We start from the raw sequence: 20,883 nt of genomic DNA on the forward strand, positions 1-20,883 counted from the left end.
ACATTTTTGCTACAAGTTTTCTTGACTGAAACGTATTGAAGCATTAATTGTTGCATAAATTGTTGCAGATACTTGATTTATTTTAGTAGATTTAGATGTCGTTTTAAAATTTGTTGAACCACGCCATAATAATTAGGATTTTCCAACCCTTTTAATTCATGTTGGATATCTTCCCAATCCCCTAATTTACTTTTCCACATACCATTCTCTGTTTGTATTTCAGCGTGCTGCGGTTCACCGTTATAGGTGTATATTGCTATCTTTTGAAAGCCCGGTTCAATGTCACTATTATCGCAACATTCATATCCAATAGTTTGATAAGCCTTGATAAAAGCATCCAACGTTAACTCCCTTGGTACACCATCGGGCCAGTATCCATCTGGGTCTACGGGATCCCATCTACAGTCCTCTTCACCAGCTACGAAAGCAAAACAATTATAATCTACTGTTTCTTCACTTGTTACTTCATATTCAGTATTCTCTAAATTAGGAAATCTGAGTAGTTTGCGATATTCCAGCCTACCATTCATAACCGTGTTCTTTTCCCCATTGTATCCACGCTTGAGTCATTTGTTTCATTCGACCGCGCTGCTCTGATTTTACCGGATTATCACCAGTAATTGCTCTCAACGCCCAAAACCAATGATCGGGTTTTTGTTCGAGATCGCGAAAAATTAACGGTACAACAGGCTGTCCCATGCCAATAATTCTTTGATAAGCTGGGTGCATTGACTTTTGTGTAACTAATGACAGCATCCTTGTCTGGGCGCGCCATTCTTCTGCAAGGCTATTAAACTGCGCTTCGAGTTCTACCTGACTTTTAATCGGGTATTTATAGGTTGTGATGCGATCGGGTAGTTTCATGTCCAGCCGTGGCTACTTCATAAATCTATATTACCTTACCTTTCCAAAGTATTGGGTCAATTAGCTAAAGCATAAACAATTCGATTTGAGTAAGGTGCGTCAGATTGGCAAACTTCGATCATCGTTAGAGAACTTTCTCTGACGCACCCTACAATTCGATTTGAGTAAGGTGCTGGAATAGGTTTGTAGTGAGGACTTTAGTCCTTAGTCATGACTTGGCGAAGAAAGGACTGAAGTCCTTACTACAAACTCTATCTATCCAAACTTTGTCAAAAATCGGAAAGCATCAAGCACGTGACTCGCACAAACGTAAGGCGAAGTATTGTAAAAACCTTGCCACGCCGCCGCCTTATCTTCGTCGTACTTGTCCGCTCTTTCCGGGTATTTTCCCTGCCAATTCAGCCTCACTGCGTGACCGACTAATACATCTAAAACAATGTATTCTTCAACTTTCAATTCTGGATTGCGCTGGGCGATCGCAGATAATTCCATCAGCGCTTCAATATTCACTTGCCGGTATTCCGGCGCCACAATCTTGTTCAGCAAATGCTCGATTTGCAGCGCGAAATTCTTTTCACCAGGGGTCATTTCTGATAAAATAAGTTCGCTATCTAACCGATTGCGACGCTCTAATTTGTCGCCAATAATCAAGCCTTTACAGTGCCGCAGCAGTCCCCAGACACTCGGATAAAAATCCTTCGGTACGCGATTGACTGCGCCTTCCATTTGCCGCTTGCGACGCCATCCTCCCGCAGGCATTTGTGGTTCTTCAAAAACAGGCGCGACTACCCATTCAATATCTTTTTCCGGCTGTTTGACGCGCAAAGATTCTTGCTCTTTGAGGATTTGATTCATTTCCTCATATTCTGTCAACACTTGGCGCAGGCGATTTTTGATTTCAAAGGGACTTAGCTGCATTAAATGTTCGTAAGCTTCATTTTGCGTAACTCCCAATTCGCGGGCTAATTCGCTGGTTAACAACAAAATAAAGTAGCTAACTCTCAGTGTCAGCAAACCTTTAAATAACTGCGGTTCGGCTTTAATTAGGACGCTGAGATAGATAATAACTTCTTGGGTGAGAACTCGATCGCGAACATCTTCTCCGCAGAATTCCCGAATTTTATCCATCACTTCCATGTAAGAACCAGGCCGCGAAATCACCGAATCTTCGCTGTAGGCTTTCCCGACAGCAATTTGTTTTTGTCTGACCAAAATATCTGTCACCGCATCTGACAAGCTGATATCAACTTTGTCGAGCAAACCTGCGGCATAGCGGATGACTGCCCATTGGATTTTTGATTGCGAACTTTCTCCCGCTTTTGTATAAACTTCGTTGAGCAAATCCACAACTTTTACTGTTGCTTCAGCACCCCCAAATCCTGTATCGAAATTTAGTCCTTTGAGTCGGATCAATGTGTGCAGCAGCTCTATTTGTTCGTACAAGTTCTCTGAACCGCGCAGGCTGGCGAGCAGCAATTTAGTATTTGTTTCGCACTCTAGTTTAAATTCTTGCGTGTGACCCAAAGGCCAAGTTTTTTCGGGATTGTAAGCTAGATAGCTGCGGGTTTCGATTGCACCTGTTACCGGAGATTCGGTGAATTCAAAATCGTGCATGAAATCAATTCTTTCCGTACCCGCAGTCAGCATTAACTGGTTGAGATTCCCGAGTTTAACTGGCGTGTTTTTGCAGTGTCCGTCCCGGAGTTCTTTCATCAAGTCTAACAATGCTTCCCGGCCGGTTTCCAGCATCGCATGAGTTAACATTAGCGTTACTGTGGGGCGTCCCAACTGATACCAGTGGCGGTGAATGTGAGCGATTTCACTTTGGATTTTGGATACTAGAAAATGGTAGTCTAGAGTTAGGTAAAATTCTTCTCTGTCCAAAAATGAGGGGAGAAATACGATCGCCTCTCCGCGAATTTTGAACGCTCGGGAAGTGGTCAAACTCCGCAAACGGCGCACGGGGCGACCGGTTAAGCCTAGGGGATCGTTGCGTCCAATCTCCGCGTAAATAGCGGATAATTCCTTAGTCTGGCGGACTTGAATTGGTGCTACCTGCTTGGGCGTTTGGGCTGCAATGCCGTTAGCTGCTAATTCTGCTTGCAAATCTTCGTCTTCAGCTAACAGGGCAATTTGGACTAAAGGTTCTCTTTGCTGGCCGACTGACAGATGCCTTCCTAGCGGGTCAATATCGCCCACTGCAATTAATTTCTCGTTCAGCAATTGACCGAGAAAATATAAACTTTGCGCCCAAACTAGGGGAACATTTTCGTTGGGCAAGCGCTTCTGGCTGCGGGGATTTAATTTTTCGGCTTCTATATTTACGCTAGGGACGTAGTACAATTCTGGTAGGAGCGGTAAACCAGCGCGATCGACTGCCAGAGATGCCAGACGCTGCTGGTACTCTTCGACTTGGGCTTGATTTCCCTCAAATATACCGTCCAAGAGCAGATAAGTGAAAAATAGCGGCCACTCGCATTCTATATTCTCGAACTGCTTTAATTCTGTCGGTTCGTAATGCAGGCGATCGGCATCTTCTAAAACTGTTTGGTGTCCGTCCCGCAGAAACCGCTTGCAGCCGTAATTTCCCTGCAATTTGTCAATAATTTTATTGCGAGTCCGTGCTACTAATTCTTTGTCTTCCACAGCAAAAGCAGGAAAACTAATCACGCTCAATAAAGCAGCATCTACTTCTTTTGAACTAGATTCGCGAGGCAAAAGCGATTCCAAAGTGATGCGGCTTCTAGCAATTTCATCCGGCAAAACGTGAATTACTGATGCTTGACAACCGTTAACTCCGAACAAATCCAATCCATTTATTGCTTCCAGCGCTGCTTTTGCCATGCCAACAGAACTGGCATTTAATTCGGCATTACCGCGATTAATTTTATGACCTCTTTCCCAAATCCCGTAATCGGGCGTGCGGTAAGCTCTACCGATGTAGTAAACTAAATTTTGGACAAAATTGACTTCATCGATTGTAAAAACTATATGCAATCCCGAAGCCGTCATTTGAGCAAGAATCAACAAAAATATAGATGTAGCATCTAACTGCAAATGTCCCCACTCGTCATCGCCCACAACAATATTTCCGGTTTGAGTATTGTATTTAGCGTGCAGGGCATCTAGGGGCAATTGAGTATTTTTAAAACGTTCGACTTTGTTTGCTTGCTGCATCATGGCAAACATCAAGCCGCGCATTAGTTTGACTGTGCTGTGTTCGAGTTCAAATGTTCTACCGCGATCGCCATCAATTTTGCGGTAAGCTAAACCCAAACCCCAAACTGCCAAAATGCTGTACACGTTGTCGCGCACCCAGGCATCGGTGTAGTCGCCGTGGGCGTTAACGGCGGTACTCGCCGGCAGCAAACCGGTTATTGGGTTCTGGCGTTTGAGGATGACGGTTTTGATTTGCTGGTAGTAATAATCTAACCGGATTTGCCGCTGGGTTGTTGCGATCGCCATTTCGTTTTCCTTAGTTTTCCTGATGCGAGCCGACTTGCGGTGAATAGACTTTTAAATATATCAGAGTTTCTATCATTTCTCAAGTTCTGCAAACATAACAAGGTAATTGCCATGTCTAGCCGCAACAACAACAATAACAACAGCGTTCCTTTGGTAAAAATTGTCTACTCTACAGTGAAAATTAATGGTAAAATTGAACTCGTGCCGATGGAATGGTACGCTGACGGCTCTGTAAAGAAAATTGAACGCTAAGGGGCGATTCACGAAGAGGGATAGCTTCGCACGCGCGTAATTTAGACCACAACTCTAACTCAGTGACGCATTGCGTCTCGTACAAAACCCGGTTTATCGGCCACGGAATGATGACTTAACAGACTTTTGGTGGCAAAAATCGGGTTTTGGACGTTCAAGACTTGTGTAGGAGCGATCGCCAAACTAAGCTAATTTAAACAACTAGGTATGTAGGAATCTCAAAGTAAAGAAATATGGATCGATCGCGCCTGCAATTCTCAGTCCTGGGGCTACCAGTTCACATATTAGACGATTATGCAGGTTGGCTGATAGAGCGCCTGCATCAAGGGTTAGGCACTCACGTCGTGACGCTGAATGCTGAAATGGCAATGCAAGCCGAGCAAAACCCGGCTTTAGCCGATGTAATTCGTTCTGCGGAGCTCGTGATACCCGACGGTTCTGGAGTAGTGCTGTATTTGCGAATGCGCGGCAAATCCGCACAGCGGTTTCCGGGGATTGAACTAGCAGAATCGCTGCTGCAACAGGCCGGAAAATTGCCGAATTCCGAACCGATATTTTTCTTTGGAGGTGCGCCCGGAGTCACGGCGAAGGCGGCGGAAAGTTGGCAGCAAAAAGTTAATCGATTGTCGATTTCTGCTCAACACGGCTATCTTTCTGCTGAGGAAGAAACAGAATTCTGTGAAAGCCTCAAACAAATGCAGCCAAAAATCATTTTTGTCGGCTTGGGAGTGCCGCGCCAAGAGTTTTGGATTGCTGAACACCGCCACCTTTGCCCGCAGTCAATTTGGGTGGGAGTTGGCGGCAGTTTTGATATTTGGGCGGGAACAAAAGACCGCGCACCGGCGTGGTTTTGCGACAATCATTTAGAATGGTTGTACCGGCTTTATCAAGAACCTTGGCGCTGGCGCCGGATGTTGGCTTTGCCACAATTTGCATTGAAAGCTTTAGGCGATTTGCGAGCTTAAAATTTCCCAGTTGAATCGGGTTTGCGGGTGTTATGGCTGATATTTGCGATCGCCCGCGAACCCGTCTCTACAATAATTGTGGTAAATAACCTCATGAATAAAGCCTAGACTTCTTTACAAATCAACCGTTTGATTTTCGTGCTTAAATGTCAACTGTCAACTGTCAACTGTCAACTGTCAACTGTCAACTGTCAACCAACGATTGGCAGAATCTCGATCGATCTGCCAGAGCCAGATTGTACCTAATTGAGAATGAGCAACATCGGACACAAACCGCATCCCCACCTTCTGCAATACCCGATTGCGGTATGTTTCATTTAACGATCGGCAACAAGGTAAAATTTAGATCTAACTATCCCGCCTACTAAACGCAGGCAATTTTCCAGAATGTCATAACTAAAGCGTACATCTTATCGAGCCATTTGCTCGATCGCCATTATAAATCACGCTGTTTTCATATTGTGCAAAGCCTCATTTCACAATACTTTTCCAATCAGTAGTTTTGCTTCAGAATCATCCAGCTAGAACTTTTCCTGCACTATTAACCTGTTGTCTGGTTAGTAAAACATGGTGCGAACCTGCCATAAATACCAGGCCGCCCACAGCGAGAACATCGCAAACGGCGAAAATAGCAGAGTGCCAAAACGAATAGACTTGGCATTCAGTTCGCGCATCAGAATGAAGGTAAAAGAGTACCAATAAAGCACGTTTGCCATTTGTGCCGCTAGCCAACCAATATCGCTGCCATTGTAAAGCCAAAAACAACCCACAATCAACAGAGGTACAGACCATAAAAGATCCGCAACTCCCAACCCGTAAGTCACGATTAAATCAACACGTTCTGCTTCTGTCTCGACAACCGATGGACGGGGCAGCCGGAGGAAAGCAAATATCCAGAAACCCAAGTGCAGTAAGGCTGCAATCCCATTCACCGTTGCAATCAGCCTGATTCCAAAATCTGTGATTTCTTGATTTTGCATTGCTGTGGAAATCAATGTGCTACCCCTTAATCGGGATCTATGGAACTGTTTTGCTCTCCAGAGATGGAATCTGAATTCACAGAGTTAGGTTGCGAACATCATATCTTATTATGCCATTTTCTCGATCGCTCTTACAAATCGCGCTGTTTTCATATTGTGCAAAGCCTCGTTCAACAATACTTTACCAAACAATAGTTTCCCTTCATAGGAATTGAGCGAAATTTCACCAGCCCCAACTTGCCAGCAAAATTGTCTGTAACCAGGCGTATCCATGTTGCTATCATGGACGAAATTGGGAGGACGCAACGCCGCAGCAAACTTCATAAACGGCAGTGCGTAGAAAATGTGACAAATTTGCTGCATCAGGAAAAAGCGATCGCGCTTGCAGTCGTCCAGTGCGTCACCGAAGTATGCCTTGAGATAGATGTTTTCCTGCTTTTCGGTAGTCACAAAGCTATTGGCAACGATCGCCAAATCCACATAGCGATCGCTCCCAAAGGCTCCCTCCCAATCAATAACCCAGAATTTATTGCCATCAAAAAGAATGTTGTGTGGGTTCAAATCGTTGTGACTTGAGACTAAATGGCGATCGTGACGCGGATAAACCATCTGGATTTCTGAGTAATATTTGAAAACTTCTGCTGTTGCAGTTTTTGGCAATATTTTTGAATCCTTAAACTCCCGAATCAAACCGTCAATGCCATCCATGAAATTCACGAATTTTGGAAAAAGCGAGATAGCATGAATCGATTCAATCATTTTTGCGAATTCTGTCAGCAAATCATCTCGCGAGCCAACATATTTTGACAAAGGCACAGCTTCGATAAAGTCGGTAATTGCTAAAGCATCTTCCGTGCTGAAATAATAAACCTGTGGTGAAATGCCAGCTTCTGCGGCCAAATTCATGCAAGCATATTGCCGAACTGGATCGCTGAGGGCATCGACCTGCATAATCAGCCTTAATACATAAGCTTTACCACGCACGATAATTTTATAAACAAGCGCCGAGGAGAACCCTCCAGTTAGAAGCTGGATACTTTCGACGTTTCTGGTATTAAAAGCAGTTTGAATTGCTGTTTCAACTGCTTCGAGTTTTGCTTCTGGGATCGATGATTTCAAAGTAGAGTTTGGCATAAAATCCTCAACGAATTTACATTCCTGGAAAACAACTTTGACAACCGTACCCTTCACCCCTTAAAATGCGATTGAGTTGACCATTTTGTATTCCTAGAACTCAAAGCTAGTGCCTTCATACTCAGAGCACGTTTGACAATAACTTTGTCGGTGCCATTACCATCGATCTCAATTGTTCCAAGCAAGCTGTAGGGCAGCACCCAAGGAAACTCATAACAGCCTGAGTGTTTTCAAGCCGTTAACCATACCGCTGGAAATCCGATTCGATTGCGAGATTTTGATGCGGTTGCATCACTGACATTTTCCTGTCTCACCTTACCAAATATTCCTGGTAATCAGTCTCAATTGAGACGATCGCCTAAATAGATATAATCATCGTCCTCATGTAGTACAAATTTTTTGTTAACAATACCAGTAATGGGGGTTTTACTAAATCTCAACATTCCCTATCGATATTAGGCAAGCTCTTCTTTTTAAGCAACAGGAGATTGGGATTGATAGCAGGACTGATGCCTTCTAAAATTCTCCAATTTCTCTGACGCTTATTTTATGAGGCTTTGGGTAGATCTTTCTGTAGCAGGCTTAGCAAATTATCAAAAATTTCTGTTTTTCTTGCTACTGAAGACTTTTTCCAGATTTAAATCATAAATTGATATTAGAATAAATCAGCCCTGGGATAGATACACATTTGACTGATAGCAATCACGGGACTTCGCCGGCTTTCATCAAACTTCTGGTTGTGGACAGAGGTTTGGAATTTACCTGATTGCTGCTGTTCTGGCACTCAAAGTTGTTGTTAACCGTCGCTATCCCGATGCAATTGGTACGCATCTAATCATTTTAAAGCTAGACATCACTCGACAAATAGAACCTGTACTGATTTACCAGCAGAATTCAATGCGAACTTTGCCCTGTGAGAGCTTCCTTTGTATGTCTTTTTTATTGACTTTTATATTTGGTATATCTTACTTGAACTAATTCCGTCGGATACTTCTGTACTTCTATTAACTTTAATTTCATCTCCATGGGAGATGGCAAGAATAAGGGAATTCCTTCGCCTAACACGATCGGTGCGATCGACAGAAGGTATTCATCAATCAGTTGACATTGGAGGAATGAGGCGATTAATTCGGCACCTCCAACTAGCCAAATTCGTTTGAGTCCTTGCAACTCCATTTCGTGCAGAAATCGATCGGGAGTTGCGGAGGTAAATAACACATCATCGCGATCGGGCGATCGGCTTTGCTGGGTAAAAACGTAGGATGGCTTGCCGGAATGCGGCCACTCGCCAAAGCTCAACACCTGTTCGTAGGTTTTGCGGCCCATAGCCAATCCATCAATTGCCTGATAAAACTCACCATACCCGTGGTCAGTTTCGTGCGTCTCAAAAGCTGTAAGCCAATCAATACTACCGTCTTTACGGGCAATATAACCGTCCAGACTGGTTGCGATATAAAGTACGATTTTTGTCATTCACTAACCTCCTTTCCAGGGCGATGCTTGTGCAAGAACAAGTTATTCAGCGTTCTTCTGATTACTGGGATGCCAATCTGCCCGGTTCAGGCGATAAACAAAACAGTCATCCTCGCCGAAACGTCGCGGTTCAACAAATTGAAAGCCAAGACGTTCGTAGAAGCGGTGGGCGCGGGTATTGCTAGCAAGTGGATCGATGAGTACAGCCGTCACAGCAGAGTCGGCGAAACATCGAGTCAGTGCAAGCTGCATCATTTGTGTGCCGTAGCCTTTGCCCAAATCTGTCTCTTCTCCAATCCAGATATCGATCGCCCGTAGATTCGGTTCGCAATCGCCCCAGTAGTGACTATCCTCAAGTGCTGGATCGATAATCTGGATAAATCCGATCGCACGGCCATCAATTTCAGCAATTAATTGCTCCCTCCAGTCAGGAGTGCGATCGAGTTCTATTTCCCAACCCCAATCATCGTTAGGATCTGCATTAACTACATGAGCTTGTTCATCCCAATATTGTAGCACAGGCAAATCAGCGGAGGTGGCCGGGCGGAGGTTCAACATCATTTTATCTACCTTTATTTTTGGCATATTTTTAGCACTGACCCAATAATATATTAACAGATCAAAATCGGCGGAGGTGGCAGGGTGTACGTCAATCGTCGCTGCTTGCGTTGATTTTGAAAGTTCGTTTTCAACTGCTTCGGTTGAGGTTAAATGAGGTTAAATAGGGATGTGACAAATAGCTTCGATGTTATGTCCATCTGGAGTTCAAATAAAAGCGGTTGCTGTGGGTATGGAGGAATTGGCGCGAGGATTGCGATCGATGACTGGGGAATCGATAAAAAATGTATAGCGGTTCTCAGAAAGGTGAGGTACGTTGTTGGGCTTCAGCCCTCTGAGTTTAGTGGTTTTGTAAGCTGTCAGTCATACCTCATCTTTTTGAGAAAGGCTATAACAGTTAATGGTAAAATTATCCTGGCCGCAATTGCCTGAACTGCCAGTCAATTTTATTTTTAATCGAATGATACTCTCGATACTACAAGGGTTATTTTACAACTAAATCAACAGTCCATAGAATAGAAATAGTGACAATATTTTTGTCATACATAAAATCGCTTTCAGCTATAGGAGTAGGTTGCCGATTCACGCTACCAACTAATAATCAGCGGCAATCCAGGTCGGAAATCTAGCAGTTTTCCCTGCACTTCTCCATCAAAACCAAGTTCCACAAAATACTCGGTTCCGAGTCGTAACTTGACCTGATTTGTATCAATTACTGCTTGCAGTTCTGGTGAGGGATTATTCGCAGCAGGACTGACTAATTCTACACGACTAATTTCGCGGAAGCCAACACCGTGATTCAGGGGCTGTAATTTCTCAGCAGAGGATGAATCTGGACGTTTTCCCCAGGGAATTTGGAACAGCATCGGCTCAGTTAAATTATCACTATTTGTGGCTACCGCGATACTGATTGTTTCAGGTAAATAGGGCGGACGATATGCCCAACTAGAAAATGCTACTGTGTCCTCAGAACCTGTGGTTGAACGCAAACAGATGCCGAAGGGACAGGCGCCATTATTGCGATTTGTCGATCGCTCCCACAGACGAGTCCGATAAATTGGCTCAGATTGCGCCTCGTCTGGATCGCGCACCCACAACAGTTCCAACATGGCGTTATGGAAAAAGAAACAGCGATTAGTGGTACCTTGTCCAGCGTGAATGCGAGACGAGCCCTCGACTAAACCGAATGATAATAGGCGATCGGCGATCGGGGCACCAATATCAGTTAAGATGAAGATATGGTCGAATTCAAATGCCATAAAAGTTATGTGTTAAATCGGATTAAACTACTTTACTTGTAGAGTGTGTCGCTATGAATAATATCAAATCCGGTAGCATCGGAATTATTCATCTCTCTCTTCTTTCTCTGCGCCCTCTGCGTTCTCTGCGGTTAAATCATTCCGATATAATCCCTAACAAAGATCGACAATCTCATAGCGACGCACCTGAATTATTTCAAACTTGCTGAATTTGCGACCTACTGTTCTGATACAGAAGATTCGATCGCTTCTTAAAAAGCATCTGCGTTTATTTGTGTCTGTCAGCCTTACATCTGCGGTCGGTCAAAACTTCATACAATAAGTTTGATTATTCTAATAATATCGAATATCCACTTCAACGCCATATTATAGCAATTCTAAATTATTTATACCCAAAATGCTATCAATAAGTCGCACAATATCTGATGTTAGCTGGTGAGTGCGATCGACTATTGGACAAATTCTCGATCGCATTTCAAGTCTTTGTCGTGGGGAAACCATCAAATCTTGCCCAATCTCAAATCTACAATCTCAAATCTACAACAGAGGAACCATCCGCCCGCATCCAACAGTCTCAGCATCCAGTTACCGCCAATTCTGCTAGAGTCAGGTGAGAGACATTCCGTGCATCTTGCAGAGACAAGGGTTCCCGGTCTTTGCCCCAAAAGCAGTAAAATCCCATCAGCTTGTGACCTGCAACCCGATCGGCAGTAACTTAAACATTAAGGTAATTTGAAATCATCCCCTAAAGTTCCCCTAAGTCTTGACATCCGACCTACACTCTGTAAATTAGACACTCTAACTGCGCCGCCATCCATATATAAAAAGATGCCATGTCAACTTTAGTCATCGTCGAATCTCCCACCAAAGCCCGTACCATTCGTAACTTCCTGCCCTCTACGTACCGGGTAGAGGCATCTATGGGCCACGTGCGCGACCTCCCATCCTCCGCCGAAGAAATACCAGAAGCCGTTAAAGGTGAAAAATGGGCGCAACTCGGCGTCAACGTGGAGGCAGACTTTGAACCCCTCTATGTTGTCCCCAAAGATAAAAAGAAAATTGTTAAAGAACTCAAAGACGCGCTAAAAGAAGCTACAGAACTGATTCTAGCCACTGACGAAGACCGGGAAGGCGAAAGCATTTCCTGGCATTTGCTGCAAATCCTCAAACCCAAAGTTCCCATCAAGCGGATGGTGTTTCACGAAATCACCCGCGAAGCTATCCGCGACGCCCTAACTCACTGCCGCGATATCGACAATCGAGTGGTACAGGCCCAGGAAACTCGCCGAATTCTCGATCGACTCGTCGGATACACCCTCTCTCCGCTACTGTGGAAGAAAATCGCCTGGGGTTTGTCCGCCGGTAGAGTCCAGTCCGTCGCCGTCCGCCTTTTGGTACGCCGGGAACGGGAACGTCGCGCTTTCCGCCAAGGTAGCTACTGGGATTTGAAAGCAACTTTGACCCCCCCTACCCCCCTTGGTAAGGGGGGACAGGGGGGTGCCTTTGATGCCAAACTCGTGACAGTCGGGAATGTAAAAGTTGCCAACGGTAGCGATTTCGATGAAAATACCGGACAAATTACCGCAGGCCGCCGGGTACTTCTGCTGAACGAAGAACAGGCGCGGGCTTTACTCTCCCGCATTCAAAACAAACCCTGGACTGTCGGGAATATCGAAGAACGGCCAGTCACCCGCAAACCGTCGCCGCCGTTTACGACCTCGACTTTACAGCAAGAGGCTAACCGCAAGCTGAGGCTGGGTGCGCGGGAAACTATGCGAATCGCCCAAAGTTTGTACGAACGCGGTTTTATCACCTATATGCGGACGGATTCGGTACATTTGTCCGAACAGGCGATTACCGCCGCCCGCAGTTGCGTGCAAGAACTGTACGGTAGCGAATACCTCAGCCCCCAACCGCGCAAATACACCACCAAAAGCAAAGGTGCCCAGGAAGCCCACGAAGCTATCCGTCCGGCCGGCAGCACTTTTCGGACGCCGCAGCAAACCGGGCTAGATGGCGTTGACTTCCGCCTCTACGATTTGATTTGGAAGCGGACAGTCGCTTCTCAAATGGCGGATTCGCGCCAAACTCACGTCACGGTATTAACTCAGGTAGAAGATGCCGGTTTCCGTTCCAGCGGGAAACGCATTGATTTTCCGGGCTTTTTGCGCGCTTATGTGGAAGGTTCCGATGACCCGAATGCGGCGCTGGAAGACCAAGAGGTGATTTTGCCGGCGCTGAAGGTGGGGGATAAGCCTAATTGCAAGGATTTGGAGGCTGTGGGGCACGAAACTCAACCTCCCGCCCGCTACACCGAGGCTTCTCTGGTGAAGATGCTGGAAAGCGAGGGTGTGGGCCGTCCGAGTACCTATGCGAGTATTATCGGTACAATTGTCGATCGAGGATACGCGAAATTAATAGCTAACGCGCTAATTCCGACCTTCACCGCTTTTGCTGTCACGACTTTATTAGAAACACATTTCCCCGACTTAGTAGACACGGGTTTTACTTCCCGCATGGAACAAACCCTCGATGAAATTGCCACCGGCGAGGCGAAATGGCTGCCGTATTTGCAAAAGTTTTATACAGGGGAAACGGGACTCGCAACTCAAGTTAAAGAACAGGAAAGTCAAATCGATGCCAAAGTTGCCAGAACTGTGGTATTGGAAAATATCACGGCCAAAGTTTGCATCGGTAAATACGGCGCTTACCTCGAAGCTGAAAACGAAGAAGGCCAGGTGAAGGCATCGATTCCCCAGGATTTGACTCCGGCAGATTTAGACCCGGAAAAAGTCGAGTTTCTGTTAAAGCAAAAAACTGAAGGCCCGGAAAAATTGGGTTTGCACCCGGACACTGGGGAACCGATTTATGTGCTGATTGGCAATTACGGCCCCTACGTTCAGTTGGGGGATGTTTCGGAAACGAATAAGAAACCGAAGCGTTCTTCTTTACCGAAGGGGACGGATAAGGATAGTGTGACGGTTGATATGGCGGTGAGTTTGTTGACTCTACCTCGCCTGTTGGGGACTCACCCGGATACGGGGGCGAAGGTGCAGGCTAATTTGGGGATGTACGGCCCTTATGTGGTGCACGACCAGGGTAAGGTTGGTAAGGATTATCGATCGATCAAGCCGCCAGATGATGTTTTGACTATAACGCTCGATCGGGCTTTAGAAATGTTAGCGCAACCGAAAGCCGTTCGGGGAAGCAAATCAACCACACCATTAAAGGAATTGGGCGCCCATCCAGAATCGGGAGAACAAATCAATGTTTACGACGGCCGTTACGGGCCCTACGTCAAACATGGGGATATCAATGCTTCTTTGGCTAAGGATGAATCTTTGGAGAATTTCACCTTACAAAAAGCACTGGATTTGTTAGCAGCGAAGGAAGCAGCGGGCGGCGGCAAATCTAGCAAGTCGAAGAAGTCAACGAAGACTACTGCGGCGAAGTCTGAGACTGCGGCTAAGAAAACAACTACTGCTAAGAAAACAACTGCGGCGAAGTCGGAAACTGCTGCGAAGAAAACCACTGCGGCGAAGTCGGAAACTGCTGCGAAGAAAACAACTACTAAGAAGGCGGCGACTGCTACGGCGAGTAAGAAGAAAGCAGAGTGAAATTAGTAAGGAGACCTTAAAATTACTAAGGACACAGCAGTGCTCATAGGTGTCAACTTAAGGTCAAACCCAGTCAGAGACTGTTATTTGACTATTAAATCTAGATCCCCCCTAGCCCCCCTTAGGTCGGGGGGGACAGGAGTCTTTTCAAAGTCCCCCTTCTTAAGGGGGATTTAGGGGGATCTAGACTTAGGTAAAAACTAGAGATATCAAGGATTTCAGGCTTAAGTTGACACCTATGAGCAGTGCTGTGTCCCTACAAAACTCACGAATTAAGGAGACTTAACATGATTCTAAAGCTATATCACAATACTCCGGACAGTTTTTAGAACGAAACCACAAGCTTTACAGCGTATAGATCGTAGAAATTACGAATAAAATGCAACTGAGGCTCAGACGTGACATTGATTTAATTATCGCTGGCAACCCGAAACCCTAGAGGATACGTCATCCAGCACTAAAAAAAGTGTCCGAACCATTGATATCAGGAAGTTGCTTTAACTCGTGACTTACCAGAATATCAACTCAGAGCTGGAGATATTGCCACATTGGTTGATTTTGTTCCTCATCCTAGTGGTGGTGAAGAAGGCTGTCTGTTGGAAGTATTTAATGCTGTTGGTGAGTCTCTTGCAGTTATAGCCGTCCCTATCTCTACTGTAGAAGTTCTCCGCCCTGATGAAATCTTAACTGTCCGTTCTTTGGCAACAGCAGGTTAATATTGATTCACATCCAGGTTGTAGAAACCGTGGCATCGGAACATTTTGTTTTCATGATATAATCAAGACTATCCATGTAGTAATTGGAGTAATTGAATCACCATGATAGCTGAACTTATGGTACAACCTTCCTACTGGATCGATCGGGAGATTTCGATGCAGAAATTCAGAAATTTTTACTTATTCAAATTTACGGAAAACCTGCAAGCCAGATTAGAAGAATTAGCCGAGACAAAAAAGGCTAATCTTTTAACTTCAGAAGAGGTTGTAGAATTAGCAAGTTTACTCGAACTAGATCGGATTTTCATATTAATTAACGCTAAAGTTATAGCAGCCTCATGTCATTTAGACACTTAATTAATTAGCAGTGCCAATCAAAAATAGGTTAAGGCTTGACAGGCAGTGGAACAGAATACCCCTCTCCTAAAATATGTGCGACAAACTTAGTTCGAGCGTAGAAAGCACGAGATGTACTGCCGTGCCCTGACCCTTTAGTTCTTGGCTGCACAAGTTTGCCCATTGTTCCAGTAAGTTTTGAAAATCCTTTAGTTATAATCTTTTCTCGAACAAGGTTGTAGTCTGCTTTCACTTGCTCGTAGATTTGAGGATTATCAAGATCGAAGGAAGCAACTGAATGCACAAGAGAACGATTATCTGCTTGGCTCTCAAATTCCCGTGCAACAACAACCATTTTCTGTAGTTTTTTGAAGAGATGGCTTTCCTCAAATTCTTTGTTTTTCACATCATCTGGATCTATCATCGTGATCGCCATCGTTTCTTTGACTTTAAGTGTTCCTGTTCGTTTGGCTATTAGTGGAACTAGCTTTAGCTCCCAACTGCCAAAATCAGGCGATTGAGATGAGTTAAGGGCTAATCCCAAGTAGCGTTCAATTGTATGCCCAGCCCAACCCTTGTTTTTCTTATTTTCTTTGCTCCAAACCGTTACACGGTGATGATCTGCTAGTTGTCGAAGATCTTGACCTACTAATGTAGTGAGTCTTTTAATTGCCTCTACTCTTTCCATAAATGACCTTACTTCAATGCCAGTGATAACTCTACTTGAGTGGGATTAATTAAACCGAAGTTATCCCCGGCCGGGGTACTTCCGGTTAAACGTTTAATCGAGAGTTTAACATGACCTGCATCTGCTTCACAACCAATAAATTTCCGCCCTAATGATAAAGCTGCAACTCCAGTTGTGGAAGAACCGGAAAAAGGATCAAAAACTAGATCGTCTGGGTTTGTGCTTGCTCGAAGACAACGCGCAACAAGTTCAATAGGTTTTTGTGTCGGATGCTTACCATAGAGTTTTTCATGTTTGCTAGGAGTAGACATTCGCCAAACATTCTTCATCTGTTTGTCGCCATTCTCAGCCTTCATTTCCTCATAATTGAATGTGTAACGTTCTTTTCCTTTACGTGCTTTCGTTGCCCATAGTATTAGTTCTGTTGAATGAGTGAAACAGCGACACCCCAGATTTGGAGGTGGAGCTGGTTTTTCCCAAATAATGTCATTGAGAATACGAAAGCCAATCTGCTGCATGGCAAATCCGACTGATGGATACACATGAAGAGTGCCCGTTACCCAGATAGTACCAGTTGGTTTAAGAAGCCTATAACAAGCAGCCAACCATGCTTTGTTAAACTCATGGTCTAGCTCAGGACCTTGACTGCGATCCCATTCCCCCTTGTTTACCTTGACCATACGACCAGCAACGCAGGTAATACCATCATTGGAAAGGTTGTAAGGCGGATCGGTCCAGATGCAGTCTACGCTTTCAGCAGGCAGCAAAGCCATGAGTTCCAAAGTATCGCCGTGATAAAGGTGAGACAGTCCATCATGCGATCGCCAAACTAGCTCTGGCTTTACCTGTTCAAGTTGTACTTGTGAATTCATAAGGCTTGTTTACTGATTGGTTGATAGTCCAAAAGTACAATCTAGATTTTAGATTGGAGTTGAAAGCTTATCACAAATTGTAATCACTCAACGCCGATCGCACCAACCCCCTATCCGTGACCTCGCGTTGGTCTAAACTCTCCTCAGTCGCCAAAAAGACGATATGTGCGATCGACTTTCACGAAAAAATGCGGTAATCTAGGACTATATTTGTACAAATGGTATAAATTAATCTTGATATTAATGAGAGGTTTTCATGTTTTTCCTATGGTGACTTATTCGGTTTATTGAACACAGAAGTAGCAACTTTAAGCAGAAAATTTAACAATGTATGTTAAGATGATAGCAGCCCTTACCATACTTGATTTCAATTATGGCTGAAAAATTAATCGTTAAAAACTTTGCTGGCATCAAGGATTTAGAAATTGAAATCAAGCGAATTAACATACTCATTGGCCCTCAAGCCAGTGGCAAAAGCGTTTGTGCTAAACTTCTCTTTTATTTTAAAAACTTTGTATGGGAAATTTTATCTATTGTAGAAAATGAGCAGACAAAACGTAATCTAGATTTAAACTATTCCAAGAGATTTGAGGAATATTTTCCTCCAAATTGTTGGGGAAAACAAGATTTTTCCATAACGTATGAAATTTCCAATGTTTTTATAGAGGTTACTAGAAGACAGGATAGCAAAGCTAAGATTTCTCTCAGCTATTCAGACTTCTTCAAGAAAGAACTGAGAGACCTACGAAATTTGGTAAAAAAAGGAAGAGGAAAAAGCTTGGATTTGAGTTATGTTTTTCATTCATTTTTTAGCGAAATCACTTTAAGAAATCACTTAGTAGAAAGTTTAGGCAGATCCATTTGTCGAGAGGCAGCATTCAATCAGCTTTTTATTCCTGCTGGTCGTTCATTTTTCTCTAATCTTCAGAGCAATATTTTTTCTATTATCTCAAGTAATAATACCTTAGATCCATTTCTAATATCGTTTGGCTTAACATACGAAAGGATAAAAAAAGTGCGTATACAATATGATCTTGAAGATAAATATACAAAAGACATACTAGAGGAAATAAACAGGCTCATAGAGCAGTCTTTATGCGGTAAGCATATACAGGAAAAAGGCCAAGATTTTCTGGAGGCCGCAGATGGAAGACGCATGAATATTGTCAACTCATCTTCCGGTCAACAGGAAACATTACCTCTGACAATTATTCTAGCGGCACTACCTTTTCTAGCTTCCCCTCCTGTCGGTCAGACAGTGTATATTGAGGAGCCGGAAGCGCATTTATTTCCAAGTGCACAGCGTAATATTATTGAATTGATCGCTACTGTCTTTAATTCTCGCAAAGAGCAACTTCAATTCTTCATAACTACCCATAGTCCCTATGTCCTGACAGCACTTAATAATCTGCTCCAGGCTGGGCTTATTTATGAAGAGTCCAGCGACGATATACAACATCAACTAGAAAAGATTGTATCCAAATACAAATCATTAGATATTTCCGATCTCTCAGCATATGTTTTGATGAATGGAAAATGCAATAGTATTGTGTGTCCTGATACTGGGTTGATTGATGCGCGAGTGATTGATTCTGTTTCTGATGAACTAGCTATTGAATTCGATCAACTTCTGAACTTAGTCTGAATTGTATATGAAAAGTATTCCCGAGTGTGAGGAACATAGATCCGACACCAAGATTGTCTTGCAGGAAAACAAAAGTAAAATAACGTTCCTTAACCCGAATCAAGATAAAATAGTAATAATTAAGGTTGATGGCTGCGTGATTAGTGACAATGAGACTTTGCGTTGCGACTACGCACTCATTCCTTCTGATGCGGTAGAAATATATGTAGAGTTGAAGGGAAGCGATATTGCACAGGCGGTTAAACAAATAGAATCAACTATTAAATTACTTTCGGAAAATCCCCAAAAGATTAAGAAGCTATGTTTTGTCGTGTCTACACGTGTGCCAAAACAAACCACAAGTATACAACAGCTACAAAGTCAGTTTAAGAAAAAATTTAATGCTAGTTTCCGAATCAAGAATATTCAAGATGAGTATGATTTAAGCACCTCCATCAGCTAATACCAATTTTAAACGAAATAACAATACTCTTGTCCCCCCCCCTTAGTAAGGGCGGGTTAGGTGGGGGGTTAAAGATTGTTGCACGATTTTAGAGAAATGGTATAACCTTGATTTAAACTTTTGTCTAGACAAAAACAAGCTAAAATTCAATTGTTTATGTGAAAGATAGGGAGTTTAAATACCAAACGTCACAAATAACAAATTAATCCCGATCGCACTTCGCGACAAACTTCGCGACAAACTTCGCGACAAACTTCGCGACAAACTTACCCAACAAAGTTTAACCAAGAAACTACAACTCAGGAGTCAATAGCCGATGATGCTAGGAACGACCGAAATCCCCCAATTAAAACAGCTTTCCGACTCAGAACCAGGTAAAATCAACGCTTACTGGCGATCGGCGAATTACTAGCACAAGATAAGATGAAGAAAGATGCTCTGATTGAGGCGCTAAGCTAATGAGCTACGAAAAAACTGCATTAATAATCCAGAACTAGAAAGCTTAATCTACCGTTGTTACGGAATTTGGATGGAGGCCGATCGCATATTTGGCGCGAACCATTATGCAGTAGTATTAATTTGTCTCTCTTTGAGTGCAAATCTTTCATGCGGCGGGATTCCATATTCTACAAACTGTTCGGACAAGCGCCCACTTTGCTGTTCGATCTACTGGCGACAACTCCAGCAAATGCTGCCAATTATCGCTTTGACTCGGTTGCAGTCAAAGAACCTAAATTTGAAATTGACGGCGTATTTTTGCCCCCAGAATCCGAGGAACCGGGCATCGTCTATTTTTGTGAAGTTCAGTTTCAGAAAGACGAACAGCTTTACGAACGATTGTTTGGCGAATCGTTTTTATACTTTTACCGAAATCGTAGTCGTTACAGCGATTGGCAAGCTGTAGTGATTTATCCATCTCGCAGCGCCGAACAAAGCGATGTTTATCCTTATCGAGCTTTGCTCAACAGCAATCAGGTGCATCGGGTGTGCTTGGATGAGTTGGGGGATATTCGCGCTTTGCCTTTAGGGATTGCGCTGATGGTGTTGACGACTGTCGGGGAGACTCAAGCACCAGCAGAAGCAAGATATTTGCTGAGCCGAGTGCAGCAAGAAGTTCCACCAGCAGCAGGTCGTGACATAATAGACCTATTAGCTACTATTTTGTCGTACAAATTTACATCGTTGAGTCGAGCTGAGGTGGAATCAATGTTGGGAATTACATTGCAGGAAACGAGATTCTATCAAGAAGCTAAGGCAGAAGGCCGGCAGGAAGGACGGCAGGAAGGGCGGCAGGCAGAAGCCTGTGCCCTGATTGTCCGACAATTAACCCGTCGGTTGCGGCAAGAAATTTCTGAGGAAATGCGATCGCGCCTTGCTAATCTGCCCTTGCTAGTGCTTGAAGATTTGAGTGAGGCGCTGTTGGATTTTGCTACTCTGGCGGATTTGGAGGCTTGGTTGGAGGTGCAGCATTCGGAAAGATAAGAATTTCAGGACAAACAAAATGCCCATCCCACAAGAAAAAAAGATTTGTGTGGGATGGGCATTTTGCCCGTCTTAGCTATTTTTGCGAGAGGTCTGTGATTTGATTGATGACAGACAAGGTTGCCAAGTATTATA

Annotated in this window: 19 protein-coding genes and 1 pseudogene; 10 read left to right on the plus strand and 10 right to left on the minus strand. The window is 44.0% G+C overall.

Annotation, left to right across the window (positions count from 1 at the left end):
* Nucleotides 1-77: 77 nt before the first annotated feature.
* The 3 genes from QZW82_RS04985 to QZW82_RS04995 all read right to left on the minus strand — a co-directional run bounded on the left by QZW82_RS04985 (nucleotide 78) and on the right by QZW82_RS04995 (nucleotide 4,329).
* Nucleotides 78-530: a hypothetical protein gene (locus tag QZW82_RS04985; RefSeq protein WP_293145481.1), complete on the minus strand. Its 453-nt coding sequence runs from the start codon at nucleotides 528-530 to the stop codon at nucleotides 78-80.
* On the minus strand, nucleotides 520-864 hold the full coding sequence (locus tag QZW82_RS04990) for a hypothetical protein (RefSeq protein WP_293145483.1): 345 nt from the start codon (nucleotides 862-864) through the stop codon (nucleotides 520-522). The genes QZW82_RS04985 and QZW82_RS04990 overlap by 11 nt, the downstream gene beginning before the upstream one ends.
* A gap of 255 nt (nucleotides 865-1,119) precedes the next feature.
* On the minus strand, nucleotides 1,120-4,329 hold the full coding sequence (locus tag QZW82_RS04995) for a glycoside hydrolase family 15 protein (RefSeq protein WP_293145485.1): 3,210 nt from the start codon (nucleotides 4,327-4,329) through the stop codon (nucleotides 1,120-1,122).
* Nucleotides 4,330-4,440: 111 nt separating this feature from the next.
* Between QZW82_RS04995 and QZW82_RS05000 the strand changes: the two genes are divergently transcribed.
* The 3 genes from QZW82_RS05000 to QZW82_RS05010 all read left to right on the plus strand — a co-directional run bounded on the left by QZW82_RS05000 (nucleotide 4,441) and on the right by QZW82_RS05010 (nucleotide 5,914).
* Nucleotides 4,441-4,581, plus strand: coding sequence for a hypothetical protein (locus tag QZW82_RS05000; protein ID WP_293145488.1), 141 nt, complete (start codon nucleotides 4,441-4,443; stop codon nucleotides 4,579-4,581).
* Nucleotides 4,582-4,814: 233 nt separating this feature from the next.
* Nucleotides 4,815-5,546 carry a WecB/TagA/CpsF family glycosyltransferase gene (locus tag QZW82_RS05005; RefSeq protein ID WP_293145490.1) on the plus strand — a complete coding sequence of 244 codons (732 nt, stop codon included), beginning with the start codon at nucleotides 4,815-4,817 and terminating at the stop codon, nucleotides 5,544-5,546.
* A gap of 146 nt (nucleotides 5,547-5,692) precedes the next feature.
* Entirely contained in the window at nucleotides 5,693-5,914 is a 222-nt protein-coding gene (locus QZW82_RS05010; protein WP_293145493.1) for a hypothetical protein, read from the plus strand.
* A 189-nt stretch (nucleotides 5,915-6,103) separates the two neighbouring features.
* Here QZW82_RS05010 and QZW82_RS05015 read toward each other — a convergent pair whose 3' ends face one another.
* The 5 genes from QZW82_RS05015 to QZW82_RS05035 all read right to left on the minus strand — a co-directional run bounded on the left by QZW82_RS05015 (nucleotide 6,104) and on the right by QZW82_RS05035 (nucleotide 10,950).
* Nucleotides 6,104-6,526 (minus strand): hypothetical protein, encoded by a 423-nt coding sequence (locus tag QZW82_RS05015; protein WP_293145496.1) that lies wholly within the window; start codon nucleotides 6,524-6,526, stop codon nucleotides 6,104-6,106.
* Between the two features lie 108 nt (nucleotides 6,527-6,634).
* Nucleotides 6,635-7,660 (minus strand): phosphotransferase, encoded by a 1,026-nt coding sequence (locus QZW82_RS05020; protein WP_293145498.1) that lies wholly within the window; start codon nucleotides 7,658-7,660, stop codon nucleotides 6,635-6,637.
* A gap of 939 nt (nucleotides 7,661-8,599) precedes the next feature.
* Nucleotides 8,600-9,133, minus strand: a complete 534-nt coding sequence (locus QZW82_RS05025; RefSeq protein ID WP_293145501.1) for a dihydrofolate reductase family protein — start codon at nucleotides 9,131-9,133, stop codon at nucleotides 8,600-8,602.
* A 42-nt stretch (nucleotides 9,134-9,175) separates the two neighbouring features.
* Nucleotides 9,176-9,718 carry a GNAT family N-acetyltransferase gene (locus QZW82_RS05030; RefSeq protein WP_293145504.1) on the minus strand — a complete coding sequence of 181 codons (543 nt, stop codon included), beginning with the start codon at nucleotides 9,716-9,718 and terminating at the stop codon, nucleotides 9,176-9,178.
* A 560-nt stretch (nucleotides 9,719-10,278) separates the two neighbouring features.
* Nucleotides 10,279-10,950: a hypothetical protein gene (locus tag QZW82_RS05035; protein ID WP_293145507.1), complete on the minus strand. Its 672-nt coding sequence runs from the start codon at nucleotides 10,948-10,950 to the stop codon at nucleotides 10,279-10,281.
* A 425-nt stretch (nucleotides 10,951-11,375) separates the two neighbouring features.
* Here QZW82_RS05035 and QZW82_RS05040 point away from each other — a divergent pair, with 425 nt between their 5' ends.
* The 4 genes and pseudogenes from QZW82_RS05040 to QZW82_RS05055 all read left to right on the plus strand — a co-directional run bounded on the left by QZW82_RS05040 (nucleotide 11,376) and on the right by QZW82_RS05055 (nucleotide 15,640).
* Entirely contained in the window at nucleotides 11,376-11,564 is a 189-nt protein-coding gene (locus tag QZW82_RS05040; RefSeq protein ID WP_293145510.1) for a hypothetical protein, read from the plus strand.
* A 219-nt stretch (nucleotides 11,565-11,783) separates the two neighbouring features.
* Entirely contained in the window at nucleotides 11,784-14,567 is a 2,784-nt protein-coding gene (topA, locus tag QZW82_RS05045; protein ID WP_293145513.1) for a type I DNA topoisomerase, read from the plus strand.
* Between the two features lie 494 nt (nucleotides 14,568-15,061).
* Nucleotides 15,062-15,283, plus strand: a pseudogene (locus tag QZW82_RS05050) (DUF4926 domain-containing protein); the annotation flags it as partial.
* A 102-nt stretch (nucleotides 15,284-15,385) separates the two neighbouring features.
* The gene (locus QZW82_RS05055) at nucleotides 15,386-15,640 is read left to right on the plus strand and encodes a hypothetical protein (protein ID WP_293145516.1); all 255 of its coding nucleotides are present in this window, start codon (nucleotides 15,386-15,388) and stop codon (nucleotides 15,638-15,640) included.
* Between the two features lie 28 nt (nucleotides 15,641-15,668).
* Here the strand turns inward: QZW82_RS05055 and QZW82_RS05060 are convergent, their stop codons facing one another.
* Nucleotides 15,669-16,307 (minus strand): MvaI/BcnI family restriction endonuclease, encoded by a 639-nt coding sequence (locus QZW82_RS05060; RefSeq protein ID WP_293145519.1) that lies wholly within the window; start codon nucleotides 16,305-16,307, stop codon nucleotides 15,669-15,671.
* Between the two features lie 8 nt (nucleotides 16,308-16,315).
* Nucleotides 16,316-17,179, minus strand: a complete 864-nt coding sequence (locus tag QZW82_RS05065; protein WP_293145522.1) for a site-specific DNA-methyltransferase — start codon at nucleotides 17,177-17,179, stop codon at nucleotides 16,316-16,318.
* Between the two features lie 373 nt (nucleotides 17,180-17,552).
* Here QZW82_RS05065 and QZW82_RS05070 point away from each other — a divergent pair, with 373 nt between their 5' ends.
* The 3 genes from QZW82_RS05070 (at nucleotide 17,553) to QZW82_RS05080 (ending at nucleotide 20,748) form a co-directional block, all read left to right on the plus strand.
* A complete protein-coding gene (locus QZW82_RS05070) occupies nucleotides 17,553-18,824 on the plus strand; it encodes an ATP-binding protein (RefSeq protein WP_293145524.1) in 1,272 nt (423 codons plus the stop codon).
* 7 nt (nucleotides 18,825-18,831) lie between these two features.
* Nucleotides 18,832-19,266: a hypothetical protein gene (locus QZW82_RS05075; RefSeq protein ID WP_293145526.1), complete on the plus strand. Its 435-nt coding sequence runs from the start codon at nucleotides 18,832-18,834 to the stop codon at nucleotides 19,264-19,266.
* A gap of 606 nt (nucleotides 19,267-19,872) precedes the next feature.
* Entirely contained in the window at nucleotides 19,873-20,748 is an 876-nt protein-coding gene (locus QZW82_RS05080; RefSeq protein ID WP_293145529.1) for an Rpn family recombination-promoting nuclease/putative transposase, read from the plus strand.
* The last annotated feature ends 135 nt before the right edge of the window (nucleotides 20,749-20,883 follow it).

The organism is Microcoleus sp. bin48.metabat.b7b8b9.023, assembly GCF_013299185.1.
Lineage (GTDB): Bacteria > Cyanobacteriota > Cyanobacteriia > Cyanobacteriales > Microcoleaceae > Microcoleus.